Origin of the sequence: Flavobacterium aeripolare, assembly GCF_013294025.1 — a bacterium.
Taxonomy (GTDB): Bacteria; Bacteroidota; Bacteroidia; order Flavobacteriales; family Flavobacteriaceae; genus Flavobacterium.
Genome location: NZ_JABSNL010000002.1, coordinates 153814 through 174062, shown reverse-complemented (window position 1 = coordinate 174062; position 20249 = coordinate 153814). Strand labels below are relative to the sequence as shown.

Here is a 20249-nt window from a genome sequence, read left to right as displayed (position 1 = left end):
AAAAAAACTTAGTATAAATTTATTACCACTTGATAATGGCACTAGCCCAAGTAAATCCACTTCCAAAAGCAGCCAAAACTACTGTATCTCCAGATTTAATTTTGCCGTTTTCCCAAGCTTCAGTTAAAGCAATTGGAATAGATGCAGCGGTTGTATTACCGTATTTTTGAATGTTATTGAAAACTTGGTCATCGCTCAATTCAAATTTCTTTTGGATATACTGAGAAATTCTCAAGTTGGCTTGATGCGGAATCAACATATCAATATCAGAAACTTTTAAATCATTAGCTTCTAATCCTTCGTTAATAACCTCAGCAAAACGCACTACTGCATTTTTAAATACAAACTGCCCATTCATATGAGGGAAATAGCTAGTATCTTCTGGATCGTTATCGGCAATAATATCAGTTACCCATCTTGCTCCCATTCCCGGTGCGATAAGCGCTAGCTCTTCTGCATGTTGCCCTTCTGAGTGTAAATGTGTAGAAAGAATCCCTTTAGTCAAGTCTTCTTCTCTACTCAATACTGCAGCTCCTGCTCCATCACCAAAGATTACAGAAACACTACGACCTCTAGACGTCATGTCTAAACCTGTAGAATGTACCTCTGATCCTATCACTAATATGTTCTTGTACATTCCTGTTTTGATATATTGATCAGCAACAGACAATGCATATATAAAACCCGAACATTGGTTTCTCACGTCAAGCGCTCCCACTGTTCTTAAACCTAAATCACGTTGTACTAAAACTCCAGGTCCTGGAAAATAATAATCAGGACTTAGTGTAGCAAAAACCACAAAATCGATATCTTCCTTAGCCACTCCTGCGCGTTCAATAGCAATTTCTGCTGCTTTGACACCCATTGAAGTAGTAGTATCTTCTCCTCTTATTACATGCCTTCTTTCTTGAATTCCTGTTCTTTCTTGAATCCACTCGTCATTAGTATCGATGATTTTTGACAAATCATCGTTTGTGACAACATTTGAAGGAACATAATATCCTAATCCTGCAATTTTTGAATGATACATATTATTGTTTTATTAAAATAAGTTTGCAAATTTAAGCATACTTTAAATTATATAGTTACAAATTACTGATTTTTTAGCAAATAACGATTTATTAAAGCAAACTACAGCTTAAAATTACAAATATAGCCTACACCGCTGTAACAATTAACCAAGAAAACCGACAAATAACTTTTAATCCCTAACCCAAAAACTTACTTATGAGACTTAAAACGACTCTGCTTCTCTTTTTAGGAATAAGCATTCATTCTTTTGCACAAGAGAATGTAACCTACCAGAAACCGTCAAAATCCATAATGGATTTAGTAGATTATGAACGCGCTCCTTCTGTTTCTATGGATACTAAAAAAGAGTACATGCTACTCATGTATAGAAACACGTACAAAACATTAGACGATTTAAATCAAGATGAAATGCGCCTTGGAGGACTGCGAATCAATCCTGTGACAAATATTTCGAGTACAACAACCTACAGCAACAATATCAAGCTTAGAAAAATTAAAGACAAAGCCGAAACGCAAATAAGCGGTTTGCCTGAGAACGCTAAGATTAGCAATATCTCTTGGTCTCCTGACGAGAAAAAAATTGCTTTTTCAAACACTTCTGAAACTGGGGTGGCCTTATGGGTAGTAGATGTCGCTTCTGCGAAAGCAAAAAAGCTTACAGAAGATAGTGTAAATGCAAACCTGGGAAATCCTTTTAGCTGGTACAATGACAACGAGAACATTTTAGTTAAAATGTTACTTGTGAACAGACCCGCTTTATTAGACGGAAAGAAAAACTTGCCTACTGGACCAATCGTTTCTAATGCTACCGGTTCTATCTCACAAAATAGAACGTATCAAGATTTATTAAAAAACAAAACTGACGAAGCTAATTTTGAAAACGTTTTAACTGCTGAATTATATAAAGTAAACCTAAACGGATCAAAAACATTATACAAAGGAGCTGGTTTATATGCTGGAGAGAATTTTTCTCCTGACGGAAAGTATTTAATGGTGAGTACTATTTTAAAACCATTTTCATACATCGTTCCGCTTAGCCGTTTTCCATCTAAGACCGTTGTTTATGATCTAGAAGGAAATGAAATAAAGGTCGTAAACGAAATGCCGTTAAACGAAATCATGCCTAAAGGTTTTATGGCAACACGCACAGGAAAAAGAAGCATGAACTGGAGAAACGACGAAGCAGCAACTTTATATTTTGTGGAAGCGCTTGATGAAGGAAATCCTGAAAACAAAGTCGAGTACAGAGATGTGGTTATGGAGTGGAAAGCACCTTTTGACCAACAACCAACAGAAATCTTAAAAACCAAACAGCGTTACGGTGGCATTATTTGGGGAAATGCGACAACAGCAGTTGCATTTGACCAATGGTATGATACGCGTAATACTAAAACCTATTTATTCAATCCTTCAGATGCTTCACAAGAGCCAAAAGTAATCTCAGATAGAAACTCGCAAGATATTTATGCTGATCCTGGAAACTTTGAAACGGTAAAAAATAGCTATGGTAAAAATGTTTTAGCTATCGAAAACAACAATTTGTTTTTACTAGGAGACGGATTTACTAAAGAAGGTCAATTTCCTTTTATAGATGAATTCAATATCAAGAGCCTACAAACAAAAAGATTGTACACCTCAACTTACAAGGACAAAAAAGAAGATTTATTGTCTATCGAAGACTTTAAAAAAGGAGAAGTACTGGTAAAAATCCAATCTAAAAATGAGTATCCTAATTACTATTTTAGAAACATTAATAAAAAAGACGCTTTAACGCCAATCACAACGTTTGCAAATCCGTTCGAAAGCATTAAAAATGTAAGCAAAGAATTGATTCAATATAAAAGAAAAGACGGCGTACAACTTTCTGGAACATTGTATTTGCCTGCAGGCTATGACAAAAAGAAGAAAGAAAAATTACCATTGTTGATTTGGGCCTACCCAACAGAATACAAAGACAAAAATTCAGCAGGACAAACCGACCAAAATCCAAACGAATTCACATTTCCATATTATGGATCGTTTGTTTACTGGGTAACTAAAGGATATGTAGTACTTGATGATGCTGCCTTCCCAATCATAGGTGAAGGAACAACAGAGCCTAATGACACTTTTATCGAACAGTTAGTTGCTAATGCTGAAGCGGCAATCGATGCGGTTGATGCGTTAGGATATATCAATAGAAAAAAGGTCGCTGTAGGTGGACACTCTTATGGTGCTTTTATGACTGCTAATTTATTGACACATTCTGATTTATTTGCCTGCGGAATTGCAAGAAGTGGCGCATACAATAGAACGCTTACTCCTTTTGGTTTTCAATCTGAGCAACGTAACTATTGGGAAGCACCAGAGATTTACAATACGATGTCGCCTTTTATGAATGCCAAGCAAATGAAAACACCATTATTGCTAGTTCACGGTGAAGCAGACAATAACCCAGGCACGTTTACCTTGCAAACAGAACGCTATTTTCAGGCCTTAAAAGGTTTAGGAGCACCAGCGAGAATGGTTATTTTACCTAAAGAATCTCATGGCTATGCAGCCAAAGAAAACATCTTACACCTGTTATGGGAGCAAGATCAATTCTTAGAAAAATACTTGAAAAACTAACTTAATTAGTTGGACAAAATTATAAATGAAAAAGCCTCAAATAAAATTTGAGGCTTTTTTTTATGACATCATTAATGTAACTATCTCATTTGCCGCAAGCGGACTATCGTGTTCAAAAAATAACACCCGGCGATCATAAACTGCTTTCACTAAGTAATATCCTCCCTTGAAGTACGATTGTTTCACGACAGCTTGTAGCAAACCGCTATCCACAACTTTAAGTTGGTTAGGATACAGCAACAACACTTTATCCTCCTCCTCTAGTGGCACTAGCTCAGAAAGATATAGTTCGTTTACTTCCCCAAACAAAGAAGCTACATATTTATTAATAGGATTATTGTACAAACTAAAGGAATTAGCTTTATCAATTAGCACCCCTTTTTGTAAAACAATTGTTTCATCAGAATAGGAAAGCGCATCGGTACTATCGTGGGTTGCAACAATACAGGTAATTCTTTGTCCCTTCAAGTAGGCAAATAAATTGCGTCGTAATGCGTTTTTTCTAAAATTATCAATGTGACTAAAAGGTTCGTCCAGTAACAAAATTTCCGGTTCTTGCGCTAATACTCTCGCTAGAGCCACTCGTTGTTGTTGTCCTCCACTTAAATACTTGGCTTGCACATGAGCAAACTCGGTCATTTCTACCATTTCCAGTAATTGCTGTACGCGCTCTTTCTTATTGCTATTAGCACTATTCGATAAAAACTTCCCTACATTCTCTGCAACAGTAGTATAAGGCATTAAATCAAAATCCTGCGCTAGGTATTTTATAAAAGGCATTCCAGGAACGAGGTGATATTTAGGACCAGTTATCTTTCTATTTCCCCATGTTATAGTTCCTTCATTAAGATCATACAAACCATAAATCAGTTTTAGCAAGGTACTTTTTCCGCAACCGCTTTCTCCTATTATGGCCACGTTTTGCCCCTTCTCGACAGAGAAATTAATACTTTTTAAAACCGGTTTTTCATCGTAACCAAAAGAGATGTTTTGAACTTGAAGCATTTGTATAATATGAAATTTTGAGAGTACAAAGATAGATTTCTTTCATAGAAAATATTGAAAGTAAATACTAATTAAAATAAAAAAAAGTCGTTCCATTTAGAATGAAACGACTTTTTGTATGTTGTAAAAACAAGAACGTTGCTTATTGTCCCGCTTCTTGTTGCGCTTCTTGTAGCATTTTTTCGTTTGCAGTAATAGCAAACTCAACACGACGATTTTCAGCTCTACCAGAAGTAGTTTCGTTAGAAGCAATTGGATCAGCAATTCCCATACCTGTTACAGTAAATCTTCCTGTATTTAATCCTTTAGATATTAAATAATTACGTACTGAAGCCGCTCTTTCACCCGATAGTTTCAAGTTAAAATCTGCTGGACCTGTACTATCAGTATATCCAAAAATTGTAATATTAGTTTCTGCGTACTCCTGAAAAACAGGAATTAATTTGTCAAGATTCGCTTTTGCAGCAGCGGTTAAAGTAGATTTGCTAGTATCAAAACGTACTGCATTTTCATTCAATACTAATTTGATTCCCTCTCCTACTCTTTCAACCTCAGCACCTGGAATAGCTTGATCAATTTGTCTTGCTTGTTTGTCCATTTTGTTACCAATAACTCCACCGGCAACACCACCTACAACACCACCAAGTACAGCACCTACAGCACCATTACCACCTTTTCCTAAGTTGTTACCTAAAACCCCACCCAAGACAGCTCCTGCAACAGCACCTATTCCAGCACCTTTTTGAGTGTTATTTGTATTTTTTACTGCTTCACAACTTGTAAACATTGATCCCATAGCCATAACTAGTGACAATGAAAGTATAGATATCTTTTTCATAATTTGATTTTTATTTTATTTTATTAGTTTGATTTTTGGAATTGGTATACTACATCAGTCATTTTACCACCTACGTTGATTTTGTCAACTAACTGAAAAGAAGTTTCTGTTTGATTAGCAACATTCAAAATGTAACCATCTCTTACTTTTTTAGCTTTTTCACCAGCGTCAAGTACTTTTAATATAAATTGTCCTTCTTTATTGATGTACCATGTAATAGGTGAACTAAAAGCAGGACAGTCATAGCTAGTTAAAGCCATTTCCCCTTTATTATTATTCGAAATAAATTTCCAAGTACTACCTACAAAACATTTTGAATCGGCAAGCTGGAATGAATTTACTTTTATAACTTCTGATCCTGGATAATTAACAGATGTAATAGTCCACTCTCCTTTTACAGCGACTTGAGAATCTCTATTTAATTGTGTATTGGCAACTGATGCAGACTTGCACGAGAAAAGCATTACTGCTACTGCCGCTAAAAAAATTAGTTTTTTCATTTTGGTTTTCTTTTTATTATTTAACTGAGACAAAGATACAATGCTAAGGCCTGTACAACGTATCAAAATTGATTTTAATTGTTGTAAAATTAACATTTACGCCAATTTGTCACTTAAATGGCTATTGGTATTCTATTTGAATGTTGTATTTCAGATTGTAAAACCCTAATAAATTTAAATATGACAACAGGAAAAATTAATGTATCGGTAGAAAACATCTTCCCATTAATCAAAAAGTTCCTTTATAGCGATCACGAAATATTTTTACGTGAATTGATTTCGAATGGGACAGATGCAACTTTAAAATTAAAACATCTAACAAATATTGGCGAAGCCAAAGTAGAATATGGCAACCCAGTTATCGAAGTAAAAATTGATAAAGAAGCTAAGAAATTGCACCTGATCGATCAAGGAATCGGAATGACATCTGATGAAGTTGAGAAATACATTAACCAACTGGCTTTTTCTGGTGCTGAAGAATTTTTAGAAAAATACAAAGACACTGCAAAAGATTCTGGTATTATTGGTCATTTTGGTCTTGGTTTCTACTCGGCTTTTATGGTAGCTTCAAAGGTGGAGATTATCACTAAGTCGTATAAAGACGAGCCAGCCGCACACTGGATTTGTGATGGTAGCCCAGAGTTCTCTCTTGAACCAGCTGACAAAACAACACGTGGTACTGAGATTATCTTGCACATCGCTGAAGATTCATTAGAATTTCTTGAAGAGTCAAAAATCAAGGAACTTTTAAATAAGTACAACAAGTTCATGCCTATTCCAATTAAATTTGGAACAAAAACAGAAACGTTACCTAAAGCCGAAGATGCTCCTGAAGATGCTGTTGCTGAAACGGTAGAAGTTGATAATATCATCAACAATCCTAACCCAGCTTGGACAAAACAACCTACTGATTTAAATGACGAAGACTATAAAACGTTCTACCATGAATTGTATCCTATGCAATTTGAAGAGCCTTTATTTCACATTCACTTAAATGTAGATTACCCATTCAACCTTACTGGTATTTTGTACTTCCCTAAATTAAGTGGTGATTTACAAATCCAAAAAGATAAAATTCAGTTGTACCAAAACCAAGTTTACGTTACAGATAACGTAGAAGGAATTGTACCTGAATTCTTGATGATGCTACGTGGAGTAGTAGACTCGCCAGATATTCCTTTGAATGTTTCTCGTTCAGGATTGCAAGCAGATGGTGCTGTAAAGAAAATTTCGAATTATATCACTCGTAAAGTAGCTGATAAATTGAAATCTTTATTTACTGAAAACCGTGCTGACTTTGAAGCTAAATGGAATGACATTAAAATCGTTCTTGAATACGGAATGCTATCTGAAGATAAATTCTATGAAAAAGCTGGCGCCTTTGTTTTATACCCAACGGTAGACAACAAATACTTCACGCTTGAAGAATTGAAAGAGAATTTAAAAGATAAGCAGACTAATAAAGATGGTAAGCTAGTTGTTTTATACGCTGGAAATAAAGAAGCGCAACACTCTTACATCGAGACAGCACAAGAAAAAGGATACGAAGTATTGTTACTTGACTCTCCTATTATCTCACACTTGATTCAAAAAATCGAAGGAGATAACAGCGATATCACTTTTGTACGTGTAGATTCTGACCATATTGATAACTTAATCAAAAAAGACGAAACTACAATTTCGAAATTATCAGAAGAAGAGCAAACAGGTTTAAAAACAGTTTTAGAAACAATCGTTCCTAAACAAACCTATACAGTACAACTAGAAGCTATGGACAGCCAAGCAGCTCCTTTTATCATCACGCAACCAGAATTCATGCGTAGAATGAAAGAGATGAGCCAGTCAGGTGGTGGTGGCGGAATGTTCGGGATGGGTAATATGCCAGAGATGTACAATCTAGTGGTAAATACCAACTCGCCATTAGCGTCTACAATTTTAAACACAACAGACAAACCAAGCCAAGAGCACTTAGTAAAACAAGCGCTAGACTTAGCTAAATTATCTCAAAACCTTCTTAAAGGAGAAGCATTAACTGCTTTTGTGAAACGTAGTTTTGAAATGATCAAATAATACCAGCATCAAGCTACACTAAAAGCTGTCCTTCATTGGCCAGCTTTTTTTTTGGAGCAGAACGAATAATTTTCATAAGAAGTTCCCTCCCGCTATTCGTTGCAATCTTTACTTTTGGCTAGCGCCACAGCAAAGGATTTCCACTGCTATCGGGGCTATTTTTGAACTTTTAAATTCCAAAAGATTTTTTTGTAAGAAAAATTAAATATATTTGAGAAATACGTTAAGGTTAAATTACCTGGAAAATAAATAAGACAATCTGATTAAAATAGATGCGGAATAATAGTAGATAAGAGCGAATTTTTATTGAAAAATTATTCGAATACGTTTGACGTTAAATTCATCTTTCAAAATCAACTAGTTAACATTGAAAAGATTAGTTATGATAAAGGCAACTATTCACTTCTCACAATTGTTGCAAAGCAAAATGAAGATCAAACTCTCCAACTTGCACTTGATATAAGAAATTTACTATCACTTGCTTTAGGAACGAGAATAATCTTCGACAAACATTCTTTCTGGTCAGGTAAAAATGAAAGAGTCGTCAACAGAACAATGCAAAACGGTATTAATGCCGGTTTTCAAATTATACCTGATGGGGAAATCTCTATTTTTTTGAAAAGTACATTATCTGTATGGTTCAAACTCAGTGGGGAAGAAAAGAGGGAATTTTACATAGTAATAGATTTTTTGAATAAGACACGAAAGGATTTTGTAGAAGATCGAGTTTTAAAACTTATGCAAGCTTGGGAGTGTTCAGCTGTTTATTGGAGTAAATCTAATGAATTGTCTGATGATTTATTAAGCTTACAAAGTAAAATAATGAAAGTTTTTAAGGATTGGAAGAAAGAAAGTGGATTCAAGGACGAAAATGGAGTCTTAGGTGCGAATCTAAAAATATCTATGAATCAAGAAAGTTTAATGTCGAGAATAGAAAAATTTATAGTTGAGAAAAAGTATAAGTCACAGCAACTAATATCACAGTTAAAAGATGTAAAGAAGATGAGAGATCAGACCGTCCACTCTGGTCAAATTAAAAAATCAGGAGAAGAGGTAATACTCATTATGGAGCCTGTGATCAAGGCTTTACAATTGATAATCTTATATAATTTAGGATATCAAGGACTGATAATCGATACAATTGACAACTGGGTAGCATGGAAAGACATTAGTGAATATTTTGATTAAACAAGTGAAATTCTTGAAGACGAAATGAAAGCTCGAAATTTGAAATGATTAAATAATTACTTTCCCCATCCTATCATAGGAAGAACATAAGCAAATAAAATTAAGACCCGTAAATGAAAATTTGCGGGTCTTTTTTTTTGTAGCGTAGCGACTGATTTATATAAGAACGTTCTTCCCGATATCGAGATCTTAAAACGCAACAGATTTCACTTTTGGTTAAATCAATAACAAAAATACTTTTGAAACTTCAGAAAGTTTTCTGAAATTGCAAAACGGAGAATAATTCGCCAATCCAACTTGACCCTTTAAATACCAAAAAAAATGAAAAAGCTGCTAATAATATCGTTCTTACTACTTTTTGTAATGAACGCCAACTCACAAAATAAAAAAAAATACATGCCCTTTAAACACAACAGTCTCTGGGGTGTTGTTGATTCTACTCAAAATACCATTATCAAACCTAAATACAAACGTATAAGAATTTTAGGCGACTTAGATTATGTTGCTCTTGATAACGAATTAATTTTCGACTTGGAAAAAGGAACTCAGCAAAAATCTCCAGGGTCATATATTACTGAAATTATGGTAAACAATCAACGGTTTTACCATTTTAACAACAATAAAAAATCGGTATTAATAGACTTAAAAAACAATGAAAAGATATCGCTATCACTACATTACATAAATTTTGAAAACATAACCTTATTGGATCCCAAATCTAAGATTGAGAACAAGTACATTGTTGGTAAATTAGACTACGATAGTTATATTTTATTACAAAACACTAAAAATTTACCTGCAGCAATAGCAGGTAAATTTGCAGAACCCGATTTAATATTTGATCGATCTTCAAACAAAAACCTGTATTTCACAACTACTAAAAATTCAAAAATATATGTATATGACAGTAATTTAAAAATTGTAAACACATCTCTAGACGAAGATAAATTACAAGAGAACTTACCTAAATTAGCAAAAAAAGCAAACAGTGAAGAAGTAGGACAGAGATGTTTTATTTGTGCAGAAGTAATGGGTCAAGGTGCCTTTAGCGACGACCCTGTTTTACCTGAAATATTCGATGTTTCCTATAAAGCAAATCGTCTTCTCGTTGTATACAAAGATAAACAGGGCAAAGAAGTAGACGTTCGTCCCTATCAAACTTTTGAGAAAGGTTGTGGCTATTTGGATGGAGTAACCTTTGGTAAAAACTTATTATTTATAGATTATCAATATGTTACACCTAGAACGCTAATGTTCCCTACAGAATATTTAGATTAAGTAATTTTTCAAAAAACATCATTGCTAGAATATTTACCGCCTACAACGATACATAACTCCGTTACGATTGATAGCATGAAATTGTTTTAAATTACTTTACGTATCTTGTGAATTACTTCATCAGCGCTGCTTTTACCTTTAAATTATCGCAATAAAATAGATACCATGAATACATTTCTAAAAGTCTTCTGCTGCCTAAGCATCGTCACTTTATTCAGTTGTCAATCAGATCAAAAAGTACCTAAAGATCAAGACAGCATAAAAAGCAGTACCCCTTTAACCAAGGAATTTAATGAGTATTGGTATTCTGGTAAAGCAGAATTAAGCAGTTATGAACTAGAACAATCTCGCTATGGCGAAATACGCAAGGGCGAAGTAGTGCTTGTATTTGTAACAGAACCCTTCTCGATAAAAAAACAAGTCAAATTAGACGATCCCGAAAAAGCAGGAAAAGACAATATCTCAGTGATGAAACTAAATCAAGTTAGAAAATTCACAACTGGTATTTATGATTATTCTATTGTGAGCTCTACCTTTACGCCTGTTGATCTAAGCCGATATCCACATACTTTAAAATCAAATACAAGTATTCAAGAATGGTGTGGTCATACTTTTACACAGTTCAATCTGGGTAAAAATAAGTACCATATGAAGCAATTCTCTTATTTTGAAGCCGATGGTGATACAGAGAAAGACCTGCCTATTGCACTACTTGAAGAAGAGCTAATGACCCGTTTACGAATTAACAAAGCACAGCTTCCTCTTGGCGAAGTAGACATGATATTCTCAACGGTTTACAGTCGCTTTTTTTATAAAAAATTAGAGGCTACGAAAGCCGTAATTAGTAAAACTGAATCTGATACGCTATTTACTTATACTATTCAATATGCTAAATATGATCGAAAGGTGACAATTGATGTTCAAAAAACGTTTCCGTACAAAATTGCATCTTGGACAGAAGATGACGGTGACGGACTGATCACAAAAGCAACTTTGAAAAAGAGCATAAATGAACCTTATTGGGAACAAAAAAAGACCTCAGACGAAGCAAAAAGAGAAGAACTCCAATTAATGAAATAAACACACCCGCAGACAATTACAACATACAATGAAAACATTAAAAGAACAAACCAACGCTAAAATGGAAGCAGGACGCCAAGCCAATCCTGATTTTATGAAAGGAGTCGATATCGAAATTGCCAAAGCAAAAGAATTTGAGCAAGGTGCAAATGCTTTAAAAATAGGAGATGTAGCGGTAAACTTTGAGCTACCTAATCAACAAGAAAATCTAATCTCACTAAGCGATTTAGTAGAAAAAGGGCCTGTTGTTGTTACTTTTTACCGCGGTGATTGGTGTCCGTATTGTAATTTGCAATTAAGAGCGTTGCAAGCCAGATTGGATGAGATTCAAGTACTAGGTGCGACACTCGTTGCTATAAGTCCACAAGTTCCTGATGGTTCTTTGACCAAATCTGAAATTAGCGAAATGAACTTTACCGTTCTATCCGATCAAAATGCAACAGTAGCTTCTCAATATGGTGTTGCTTGGGAGGTTCCAGAGTTTTTGCTCGAGCACATGCGTAAGGATAGAAACTTAGACTTGCAACAAATAAATAATGGAAACGGAACGGTACTCCCTATTCCAGCCACTTTCATCATAAACAAAGATGGCATCGTAGTATGGAACTATGTTAATGTCGATTATAGAACACGCTCTGAACCAGAAGAAATTATTGAAGCGCTTAAAAAATTGGTTTAAAAAAGCGCACTTTATAGAATTAGCAATAGTGTGCCAAATTAAAAGTTACACCTAATCCTGCAAAATTACAGTTTGCGGGATTTTTTTTGAAGCATCAAGAATTATTTTTCAAGAACTTCTACTCTCGTTATTTGCTACAATCATTACGTTTCTAAAAAAGAAATAAAAAGGTTTCCTTCGACGCTTCAGGACAATCGGAGCTATGGAGAATAAGCGGTGTTTCAATAATTACATAATCAAATACAGTGAATAATTCACACCTATGTAAATAGTTATGCATAGTCAATAAATACCATTTACGATACCCCAGGGATGAATAACCGTTTAGCTTTTAATTATGTAAGATTAAAAAAATAAGCTATAACGTATCGATGCGCTATATAAAATACTTTTACTAAAATTTAAATACCATGAATAATAGTGCATCGAGGCCATTTTATCGCAAGAAGAAATACCAAATTACAGCATTCGTAATTCTTTTACTAATCGCTTTTAGAATATACTTACCTACCCTGGTTAAAAACCAAATTAATAAAACGCTAGCCACTATTCCAGGTTATTATGGTCATGTAGAAGATGTAGAAATCAACTTATATCGAGGTGCCTATGTCTTAAACGGACTATACCTCAACAAGGGGACGGCAAAAACGCAGGTGAAATTTTTAAACTTCCCTCAAACTGATATTTCGATCGAATGGAAGTCTATTTTGAAAGGTAAGATTGTAAGCGAAATTATAATGGCAAGTCCAGAAGTGATCTACATATTTGAAGATCAAAAACAAAAAACCTCAGATGCTGACGTTGAGGATTGGACAAAAGCATTAACTAATATTGTCCCAATTGACATCAACCATTTTGAAATCCACAAAGGCAAGTTAGCATTTGTACAATTACAAGCAGAGCCTAACATCGATTTACAAATTACAAAACTCGAAATGTATGCAGACAATCTAAGAAATGTAGCGAGTGTTGATAAAACATTGCCATCTCCCTTTAAAGCGACGGGAGTTTCTTTTGGAAATGGAACTATAAACATAGATGGAAACATTAATTTAATCAAGCAAATTCCCGATATGGATTTGTCACTTGCATTAAAATCAGCTGATGCGACAGCTCTAAACGATCTTACCAATCACTATGTAGGGATTGATTTTGACAAAGGAAAATTTGAACTGTATAGTGAAATTGCCATTGCTGATGGGTATTTAAAAGGATACATAAAACCATTGCTTTCTCACAGTAAATTAATAGGAAAAGAAGATGGAATACTAGAAACGATTTGGGAAGGTTTTGTTGGTTTCTTTAAATTTGTTTTAAAAAACCAGAGAACAGATACCTTAGCGCTGAAAATCCCAATTGAAGGTGATTTAAAAGAGGTGAAAACGAGCAGCTGGGCCACTTTTATAAGTATTATTCAAAACGGATGGATCAAGGGATTCAAAGGAGAAACAGACAACGAAATTTCATTCAAAGACGCTTTTAGAGATGCTAACAAGCCCACAGATAAAAAAGAACTTAGAAAAGAACGACGCGAAGAAAGAAAAGAAAAGCGCGCTGAAAGAAGAGAGCAGAGAAAGTAGCCTTAAATATCCTGCTTTTTCTCATCATCTACTCCCCATTGATCTAAGCTTCTTAAAATAGCTTCTAGTGATTGGCCTCTTTTAGTAAGCGCATATTCTACTTTTGGTGGAACGACCGGGAAAACTTTTCTAGATATAAGTCCGTCCTTTTCTAATTCACGCACGGTTTCTGTAAACATTTTATTCGAAATTCCTTTTACTTCCCCTTGCAAAACACCGGAACGTAAAGCCCCATTTAATAAATGAAATAGCACTAACGGTTTCCACTTAGTACCTATTAAGTTCATTGTATAATGAAGCGGACAACTATTATTTTCGATTATTTTACTCATATAAGTTCTTGTAAATTAGCAAATTACTCCTTTAAGTAACTATGCTACTTTTGTGTAAGTTATTGTGGCTCTTGCAAATGTAACGTAATTTTGTACTCTAAAACAATACATTATGACAACAGATAACACTTATCCAAAATCTTTCTCACACATTGGACTTACAGTTCCTGATATTAAAAAAGCCGTTCAATTCTACTCTGAAGTAATGGGCTGGTACGTAATCATGGAACCTTCAACTGTAACCAAAGAGAAGGAAACTGCTATTGGCCAAATGTGCATTGATGTTTTTGGTGAGGATTGGGAGACATTCGAAATTGCACACTTATCGACTTCTGACGGAACTGGCGTTGAGTTATTTTCGTTCCCTAATGGCGTAAAAGAAGCCGTTCCATTTAATCCGTTTCAAACCGGTCTTTTCCACTTTTGCATTCAAGATCCAAATATCGAAGCATTAGTTGAAAAAATTGTCGCTAACGGTGGTAAACAAAGAATGCCTATTCGCTCGTATTATCCCAATGATAAACCGTACCAAATGTGTTATGTCGAAGATCCATTCGGGATTGTATTTGAAGTATACACCCACAGTTACGAATTAACCTATTCTTCTGGCGCTTACGCAAAATAAAAACCTAAAGAGCTGTTCTATAATTGTTAAAGAAACTATTTATAATAATTGATAGAAAAAGCTATCTTTGATTGTAACCAAAAAACAGTTTATGACATTACATATTGAAACTCCTGCCCTACTGTTCTCTGCAACATCATTAATTCTATTAGCATATACTAATCGATTCTTGACAATTGCAACAATAGTGCGGGGATTAAAAAAAAAATATGATGAGAAAGAAAATAAAAGTATTCTTATCGAAATAGCCAACCTCAACTTGCGACTCACCTTGATACGCTACATGCAACTTTTTGGAGTAGCAAGCTTATTTTTATCAGTGTTTACCATGTTGGTTTTGTTTTTTGACTTTCAAATTGTCGGGCTCTATTTTTTTGGTTTTAGTCTCTTTAGTTTGCTCGTTTCTCTGGCACTATCCTTCTGGGAAATCAGTATCTCAGTAAAAGCATTACAAGTACATTTAAGCGATTTGATTTCGTAACAACAATTGAGACAAATCATATCAAACCACTTTAATAAAAAAAAGAGCTGTAAAATAAATTTACAGCTCTTTTCTATTTGTCATTCTACTAAGAAGCTTAGTTTACAAGACCGCTTTCTTCTTTTTTCTCATTGTTTAGCAAACTTGGTGTTTCCTTAGCTAATTTATTTTTAGTAGGGATCTTATAGTTGATGCTAAAACCAAATCTACGCGTATCTGTTTTATTGCTAATTAACAATGGGGTTTGGTAGGAGTTGAACGCGTTCCGATTTACATTTAAGATATCATCGGCGTAGACCGATAGCGTAAGCTGATCTTTTAAAAATTTCTTAGAAAAGTTAAGATCTAACGAATTTCTAAAAGGCTTCACTGCAATAAAATAAAAGTAATTCCCTTTTGGGACGATATAACTATAAGTAGCTACAAACTTTATTTTTTGAGGTAAAACTAACTGTGACATTAGGTTAAACATCCAAAATCCTTTTGTATCCACCTTAGGAATTTCGTGATATTGATATCCTGCATACACATATAAAAAGTTCATCGTATCAGGGTTGACATTCATCTTCATCGTCTCGGCTAGCCCTTTAGTAAACAACATATAAGGAATAGGCATCCCCATACTGAAATTATGAATTTTTATCGCTTCTAAATTTTCGTTAGTATTAATTACGACATCATCTTGCAAACTCACTCTATTGATCACCTGATTCTTAGCCGAACTAATACTATAGCTAATAAAAGCATAGTCAAAAGCACTAATTTTTGCCTCATAATTATTGTAAATCGTAGGCTGTAAGTTTGGGTTTCCAGAGTAATCTATATTTGGATTTTGGTAATTTGTATTGTTGGGATTCAGTGAAGAGGTGCTTGGCAACGTAATCTTCTTGTTGTAATTCACATTAAAATTCACCATTTTACTAAAGTTATATTGCGCACTTGCATTAGGGAAAAAGCGAAATTGCTTGAATGAGGTGAGTTCCGCTACATCTGTGTTTCCTGTGATATTGTAGTTTTCTGCGCGACCACCTACAACAAAATTCATTTTATTAAATTTAGATTGCACTTCAATATATGATGCTGCCGTTTTTCGAGTGTAATCTAAATTTGTAATTCCTTTACTTGCTGCCTCAAATAATAGCTCTTCATATAAGGCTCCAAAGCTTAGTTTTCCCTCATCTGAAAACTTTATTGGTTGCGAATAATCCACTTTTGCATTGTATAAATTTTGATTAGATGTATTAGCGAGTGTTGCCACGTTGCTACCAATAGGGCTTAATGCAAAATCATTATTGTTATTGTTGTAATTAAATTTAAATTCTAATTTTTGAGCAGGATCATCAAATTTCTTCTGGTAGGTAACTACGGCATCTTGGCGCAAGCCTGAATTCACTGAGGCATCATTTGTTGTAAAGCCCACACCGTTTCCTAAGGTGTAGCTATCATTATTATTTTTGGTAATATCATAATTTAAAAGCAACCTGTCTTTTCCTATATCAAATGTCAAAGCTGATTTAAGGTAGTTGTTTCTCCCTACTCGATCTGCATTTGTTGCAGAAAGTAATGCGTTTTCATTTTCTAATTGCTTCTCTAATGTGTTCCAGTTAGCACTTTCTCGATAGCTTTGTCCTAAATTTAGCTGCCAACCAAAGTACTTATTCTTAGCGTTTAGCAACACACTATTATTTAATCTCCAGCGTAAATCGTCGTAGTTAGTAAAACTAGTGCTATTAGAATACGTGGCACTCAAATAATTTTTAGCATTTCTATTAGTGATAATGTTCAAGATTGCTCCACCAGAAGTTGCTTGAAACTCGGCTCCCGGCTGTGTTATGATTTCGATTTTTTCGATAGCATTAGCTGGCATTCCTTCGAGAAAAGCGTTTAATTCGTTTGTAGAAATATTCAAAGGACGACCATCCATAAAAACATCTAGTTGTTTTCCTTGATACATCATTCCTGCAATATCAGAAGCGATCAAACCTGGTAATTTTTTAAGCCCCTCCATTACAGAGCCCGTATTCAAGCTAGGCTGATCAGCAAAATTAAATATGGTGCGATCTGCTTTTTGCTCTACAAGCTTTTTAGTTTTTATAATAGCTACTTCTTCTAGCTCTGTAGTTTTCTCAACTGGTTTTTCAGGAGTGGTTTGTGCTGTTGTAAATGTGACACTACCTAAAAGCAGTAAGGCAGCAAAAGAAATATTTTTCATGTTAATTGTATCATATTCCCTATCAGTCAGCGTTATGTATTATATGTTACATTTTAATTTTAAAAAATTTAACTTTTGGCTATTAAACTATATGCTCATATAATTATCTTACAAAGTACCCCAGCTAACAAATATCACTTCTTATGAATAAAAGTGCATTATGGTCCCTTCGTTTGGGATTTTCGAACAAAGAAAATAAAAAAATTAGTCAACAAGGTTTACCCTCTTTCTTGAATGAATCTTTTAAAGTTTCATTTTCAGATGCGATTCCTGATTTTCTATCAGACAGTCCTAGAACTACCGCGTCCTTAAAAGAGGCCCGTAAAAAGTTAAAGGTGAGTTCGAAACAAGAGCAGCAAGAAAAAAGAAAAGCAGACAACCTCGTTTCAGAGTCTATGAAGCAATGGTGGATTGATCGAATGATCACTGCAGAATACCCGCTACAGGAAAAAATGACTTTAATGTTGCACAATCATTTTGTTGCTACATTCCAAAAAGTACGTGTCAACCATTGGGTTTTTCAGCACAATCAAATTTGCCGTAAAAATGCTTTTGGGAATTATAAAACGTTAACCAAAGAAATGGTAAAGAGTAATGCGATGGTACGCTACCTAGACAATTCTCAAAATAAAAAAGGCAGAATCAACGAAAATTTGAGTCGGGAATTGCTGGAATTATTCACCCTAGGTATAGGTAATTATAGCGAAGATGACATTAAAAATGGTGCGAAAGGATTAGCAGGTTTGAATTATGATGACGACCAAGCAAGCTATCAAAAGCAAACTCAAGATGACAGCGTGATTAGCTATCTTGGAAAGAAAGGTGTTTTCAAAGCAGATGATATTGTGGATATTATTTTCGAACAAAAAAACATTCCGTATCGCATGACGCGCAAAATACTGCAGTGGTTTATTTATGACAACCCTGATGAATCGCTAGTAACGTATTATGGGGATTATTTTCGAAAGGTAAACTTTGAGTTCCAACCATTATTAGTGAAAATTTTTACTGAAGAGTATGAAAAAGACAATGCTGGATCAAAGATAAAAAATGCCGTAGAATACAATTTACAGCTATTAGATGAACTGCAAATTGAAAATATAAAGAGTGCTACTATTGCTAATTTCTTGAAACAGCAAAGCATGGATTTATTTAACCAAGCTAATGTAAAAGGATGGGAAGGGGGAAAATCGTGGTTAACTACACAAATTTTCTTGCAACGTGCTACACTTGCTGACGCTTACTGTCAAGGACGAGCTTTTAGCAAGAAAGCGATGAATGCTAAGGAAGCGATGAAGCGGGCAAACGACATTGAATTGAAATGGGAAAAAGGAGACAACAAAACAATTATTGCAGCACTCACTGATCGACTACTATTTAATGTAAGTCCTGAATCACAAAAAGATTTTGAGACCCTACTGCGACATGATTTTGACCCTAACATTCCTAATGCTAATCAAGCAGTATTGCGCTTATTTAATACTATTGTCAAAGAACCTGAATTTCAATTAATCTAGCAATAGCTAGTAATACCTACCCTTATGAACAGAAGAAACTTTTTATCATTAACAGGTACTTTTACTGGCGGAACGCTTTTATTACCTGATTTTTTATTCTCGTTTAGTAAACAAAAAAACGTAATTATAGGAGAGCAATGCGTTGTCTTTGTACAATTGAATGGAGGAAACGACGGCTTAAACACTTTCATTCCCTACCAAGATCCATTATATTATGAAATGCGTCCTAAAATTGCTATCTCAAAGGAAGATGTAATTGCTGGAGATAAAGAAATGGCTTTTCATCCCGCCTTAAAAGGCTTTGCTCAAATGCAGCAAAACGGAGACTTGAGCGTGATTCAAAATGTAGGTTATCCTGAGCCTAATAGATCCCACTTTAGAAGTCAAGAAATCTGGCAAACTGCCTCGGCTTCTACAGAATATCTAGATGAAGGCTGGCTAGGTCGTTATCTTGATTTGCAATGCACTACGCACACGCCTACAGCCGGAGTAAATATTGATAATCTAGATAATTTATCGCTACGAGGCGAAGTCCCTAATGCCATTACAATCAAGGATCCTGAACGTTTTATAGTAAAAAACGGAAAAGAAGAAACGACGGTGTTGTCTGACAATCCTGAACTAGATTTTGTTCGAAAAATAGCCAATTCTGCCGTAGAAGGGTCAGAACAAATCCAGAAAGCATTGGCTCATGCCACAGATGAAAACTCTTATCCTAAAACGGGTCTGGGTAAAAACCTCTCCTGGATAGGCCGATTGATAAAAGGAAATTTGAATTCGAAAGTATACTACACTTCCTTAAACGGTTTTGATACACATGATAACCAGTTAGCCTTGCATAAAGGAAAACTTTCAGAATTGAACGATGCCTTGTTTAGTTTTTACAGTGACATGAAAAATGCCAAACTTTTACAAAATGTTACTGTGGTTGTTTTTTCTGAATTTGGTCGTCGCGTTCACGATAACGGAAACGGAACAGATCATGGAACTGCAGCACCTATGTTTATCATTGGCGGAAGCAACAAAGGTAGCGTAATGGGCAACAATCCTAATTTATCTGATTTGCAGCAAGGTGATTTAAAGCATCAAGTCGATTTTAGGAGTGTGTATGCAACTCTTTTAAAGGATAAATTAAATTTTGACCCAACAAATATTGGAATTAAAAACCCACTAGTAACCGACTTATTTTAAAAATAATCCCACTGTTAAAGTAAGCTTAGAGATG

Annotated in this window: 17 protein-coding genes; 11 read left to right on the top strand and 6 right to left on the bottom strand. The window is 34.7% G+C overall.

Going from position 1 to position 20249, the window contains the following annotated elements; translation table 11 throughout:
• Positions 1-22: 22 nt before the first annotated feature.
• Positions 23-1030, bottom strand: a complete 1008-nt coding sequence (locus tag HNQ00_RS03055) for a 3-oxoacyl-ACP synthase III family protein (RefSeq protein WP_173836866.1) — start codon at positions 1028-1030, stop codon at positions 23-25.
• A gap of 197 nt (positions 1031-1227) precedes the next feature.
• Between HNQ00_RS03055 and HNQ00_RS03050 the strand changes: the two genes are divergently transcribed.
• The gene (locus HNQ00_RS03050) at positions 1228-3639 is read left to right on the top strand and encodes a S9 family peptidase (RefSeq protein ID WP_173836865.1); all 2412 of its coding nucleotides are present in this window, start codon (positions 1228-1230) and stop codon (positions 3637-3639) included.
• Positions 3640-3699: 60 nt separating this feature from the next.
• Here the strand turns inward: HNQ00_RS03050 and HNQ00_RS03045 are convergent, their stop codons facing one another.
• From HNQ00_RS03045 to HNQ00_RS03035, 3 genes are all read right to left on the bottom strand, one after another.
• A complete protein-coding gene (locus HNQ00_RS03045) occupies positions 3700-4644 on the bottom strand; it encodes an ABC transporter ATP-binding protein (protein WP_173836864.1) in 945 nt (314 codons plus the stop codon).
• 142 nt (positions 4645-4786) lie between these two features.
• Entirely contained in the window at positions 4787-5482 is a 696-nt protein-coding gene (locus HNQ00_RS03040; protein ID WP_173836863.1) for a YiaD family glycine zipper/OmpA-like lipoprotein, read from the bottom strand.
• 23 nt (positions 5483-5505) lie between these two features.
• Positions 5506-5982, bottom strand: a complete 477-nt coding sequence (locus HNQ00_RS03035; protein ID WP_173836862.1) for a lipocalin family protein — start codon at positions 5980-5982, stop codon at positions 5506-5508.
• Positions 5983-6162: 180 nt separating this feature from the next.
• On the opposite strand from HNQ00_RS03035, the gene htpG reads away from it, so the two are divergent.
• The 6 genes from htpG (at position 6163) to HNQ00_RS03005 (ending at position 13857) form a co-directional block, all read left to right on the top strand.
• Positions 6163-8052 carry a molecular chaperone HtpG gene (htpG, locus tag HNQ00_RS03030; RefSeq protein WP_173836861.1) on the top strand — a complete coding sequence of 630 codons (1890 nt, stop codon included), beginning with the start codon at positions 6163-6165 and terminating at the stop codon, positions 8050-8052.
• Between the two features lie 306 nt (positions 8053-8358).
• Positions 8359-9240 (top strand): hypothetical protein, encoded by an 882-nt coding sequence (locus HNQ00_RS03025; protein ID WP_173836860.1) that lies wholly within the window; start codon positions 8359-8361, stop codon positions 9238-9240.
• 321 nt (positions 9241-9561) lie between these two features.
• Positions 9562-10518: a hypothetical protein gene (locus HNQ00_RS03020; protein ID WP_173836859.1), complete on the top strand. Its 957-nt coding sequence runs from the start codon at positions 9562-9564 to the stop codon at positions 10516-10518.
• Positions 10519-10683: 165 nt separating this feature from the next.
• The gene (locus HNQ00_RS03015; RefSeq protein WP_173836858.1) at positions 10684-11598 is read left to right on the top strand and encodes a hypothetical protein; all 915 of its coding nucleotides are present in this window, start codon (positions 10684-10686) and stop codon (positions 11596-11598) included.
• A gap of 28 nt (positions 11599-11626) precedes the next feature.
• A complete protein-coding gene (locus HNQ00_RS03010; protein ID WP_173836857.1) occupies positions 11627-12277 on the top strand; it encodes a peroxiredoxin-like family protein in 651 nt (216 codons plus the stop codon).
• 410 nt (positions 12278-12687) lie between these two features.
• A complete protein-coding gene (locus HNQ00_RS03005; RefSeq protein ID WP_173836856.1) occupies positions 12688-13857 on the top strand; it encodes a DUF748 domain-containing protein in 1170 nt (389 codons plus the stop codon).
• A gap of 2 nt (positions 13858-13859) precedes the next feature.
• Here HNQ00_RS03005 and HNQ00_RS03000 read toward each other — a convergent pair whose 3' ends face one another.
• Complete coding sequence (locus HNQ00_RS03000) at positions 13860-14189, bottom strand: winged helix-turn-helix transcriptional regulator (RefSeq protein ID WP_173836855.1); 330 nt, start codon at positions 14187-14189, stop codon at positions 13860-13862.
• A gap of 112 nt (positions 14190-14301) precedes the next feature.
• On the opposite strand from HNQ00_RS03000, the gene HNQ00_RS02995 reads away from it, so the two are divergent.
• The gene (locus HNQ00_RS02995) at positions 14302-14814 is read left to right on the top strand and encodes a VOC family protein (protein WP_173836854.1); all 513 of its coding nucleotides are present in this window, start codon (positions 14302-14304) and stop codon (positions 14812-14814) included.
• 91 nt (positions 14815-14905) lie between these two features.
• Positions 14906-15295 carry a DUF2721 domain-containing protein gene (locus tag HNQ00_RS02990; RefSeq protein WP_173836853.1) on the top strand — a complete coding sequence of 130 codons (390 nt, stop codon included), beginning with the start codon at positions 14906-14908 and terminating at the stop codon, positions 15293-15295.
• Between the two features lie 97 nt (positions 15296-15392).
• Here the strand turns inward: HNQ00_RS02990 and HNQ00_RS02985 are convergent, their stop codons facing one another.
• Positions 15393-17507, bottom strand: a complete 2115-nt coding sequence (locus tag HNQ00_RS02985) for a TonB-dependent receptor domain-containing protein (protein WP_173836852.1) — start codon at positions 17505-17507, stop codon at positions 15393-15395.
• A gap of 143 nt (positions 17508-17650) precedes the next feature.
• Here HNQ00_RS02985 and HNQ00_RS02980 point away from each other — a divergent pair, with 143 nt between their 5' ends.
• Positions 17651-19024, top strand: a complete 1374-nt coding sequence (locus tag HNQ00_RS02980) for a DUF1800 domain-containing protein (RefSeq protein WP_173836851.1) — start codon at positions 17651-17653, stop codon at positions 19022-19024.
• Positions 19025-19048: 24 nt separating this feature from the next.
• Complete coding sequence (locus tag HNQ00_RS02975; RefSeq protein WP_173836850.1) at positions 19049-20215, top strand: DUF1501 domain-containing protein; 1167 nt, start codon at positions 19049-19051, stop codon at positions 20213-20215.
• Positions 20216-20249: the final 34 nt, after the last annotated feature.

Excerpts from the sequence above, each read along its gene's own strand:
- HNQ00_RS03045 (WP_173836864.1), bottom strand. The coding sequence starts at position 4,644 with ATGCTTCAAGTTCAAAACATCTCTTTTGGTTACGATGAAAAACCGGTT.
- htpG (WP_173836861.1), top strand. The coding sequence starts at position 6,163 with ATGACAACAGGAAAAATTAATGTATCGGTAGAAAACATCTTCCCATTA.
- HNQ00_RS03010 (WP_173836857.1), top strand. The coding sequence starts at position 11,627 with ATGAAAACATTAAAAGAACAAACCAACGCTAAAATGGAAGCAGGACGC.
- HNQ00_RS03005 (WP_173836856.1), top strand. The coding sequence starts at position 12,688 with ATGAATAATAGTGCATCGAGGCCATTTTATCGCAAGAAGAAATACCAA.
- HNQ00_RS02995 (WP_173836854.1), top strand. The coding sequence starts at position 14,302 with ATGACAACAGATAACACTTATCCAAAATCTTTCTCACACATTGGACTT.
- HNQ00_RS03015 (WP_173836858.1), top strand. The coding sequence starts at position 10,684 with ATGAATACATTTCTAAAAGTCTTCTGCTGCCTAAGCATCGTCACTTTA.
- HNQ00_RS03040 (WP_173836863.1), bottom strand. The coding sequence starts at position 5,482 with ATGAAAAAGATATCTATACTTTCATTGTCACTAGTTATGGCTATGGGA.
- HNQ00_RS02980 (WP_173836851.1), top strand. The coding sequence starts at position 17,651 with ATGAATAAAAGTGCATTATGGTCCCTTCGTTTGGGATTTTCGAACAAA.
- HNQ00_RS02985 (WP_173836852.1), bottom strand. The coding sequence starts at position 17,507 with ATGAAAAATATTTCTTTTGCTGCCTTACTGCTTTTAGGTAGTGTCACA.
- HNQ00_RS03050 (WP_173836865.1), top strand. The coding sequence starts at position 1,228 with ATGAGACTTAAAACGACTCTGCTTCTCTTTTTAGGAATAAGCATTCAT.
- HNQ00_RS02990 (WP_173836853.1), top strand. The coding sequence starts at position 14,906 with ATGACATTACATATTGAAACTCCTGCCCTACTGTTCTCTGCAACATCA.
- HNQ00_RS02975 (WP_173836850.1), top strand. The coding sequence starts at position 19,049 with ATGAACAGAAGAAACTTTTTATCATTAACAGGTACTTTTACTGGCGGA.
- HNQ00_RS03020 (WP_173836859.1), top strand. The coding sequence starts at position 9,562 with ATGAAAAAGCTGCTAATAATATCGTTCTTACTACTTTTTGTAATGAAC.
- HNQ00_RS03000 (WP_173836855.1), bottom strand. The coding sequence starts at position 14,189 with ATGAGTAAAATAATCGAAAATAATAGTTGTCCGCTTCATTATACAATG.
- HNQ00_RS03055 (WP_173836866.1), bottom strand. The coding sequence starts at position 1,030 with ATGTATCATTCAAAAATTGCAGGATTAGGATATTATGTTCCTTCAAAT.
- HNQ00_RS03035 (WP_173836862.1), bottom strand. The coding sequence starts at position 5,982 with ATGAAAAAACTAATTTTTTTAGCGGCAGTAGCAGTAATGCTTTTCTCG.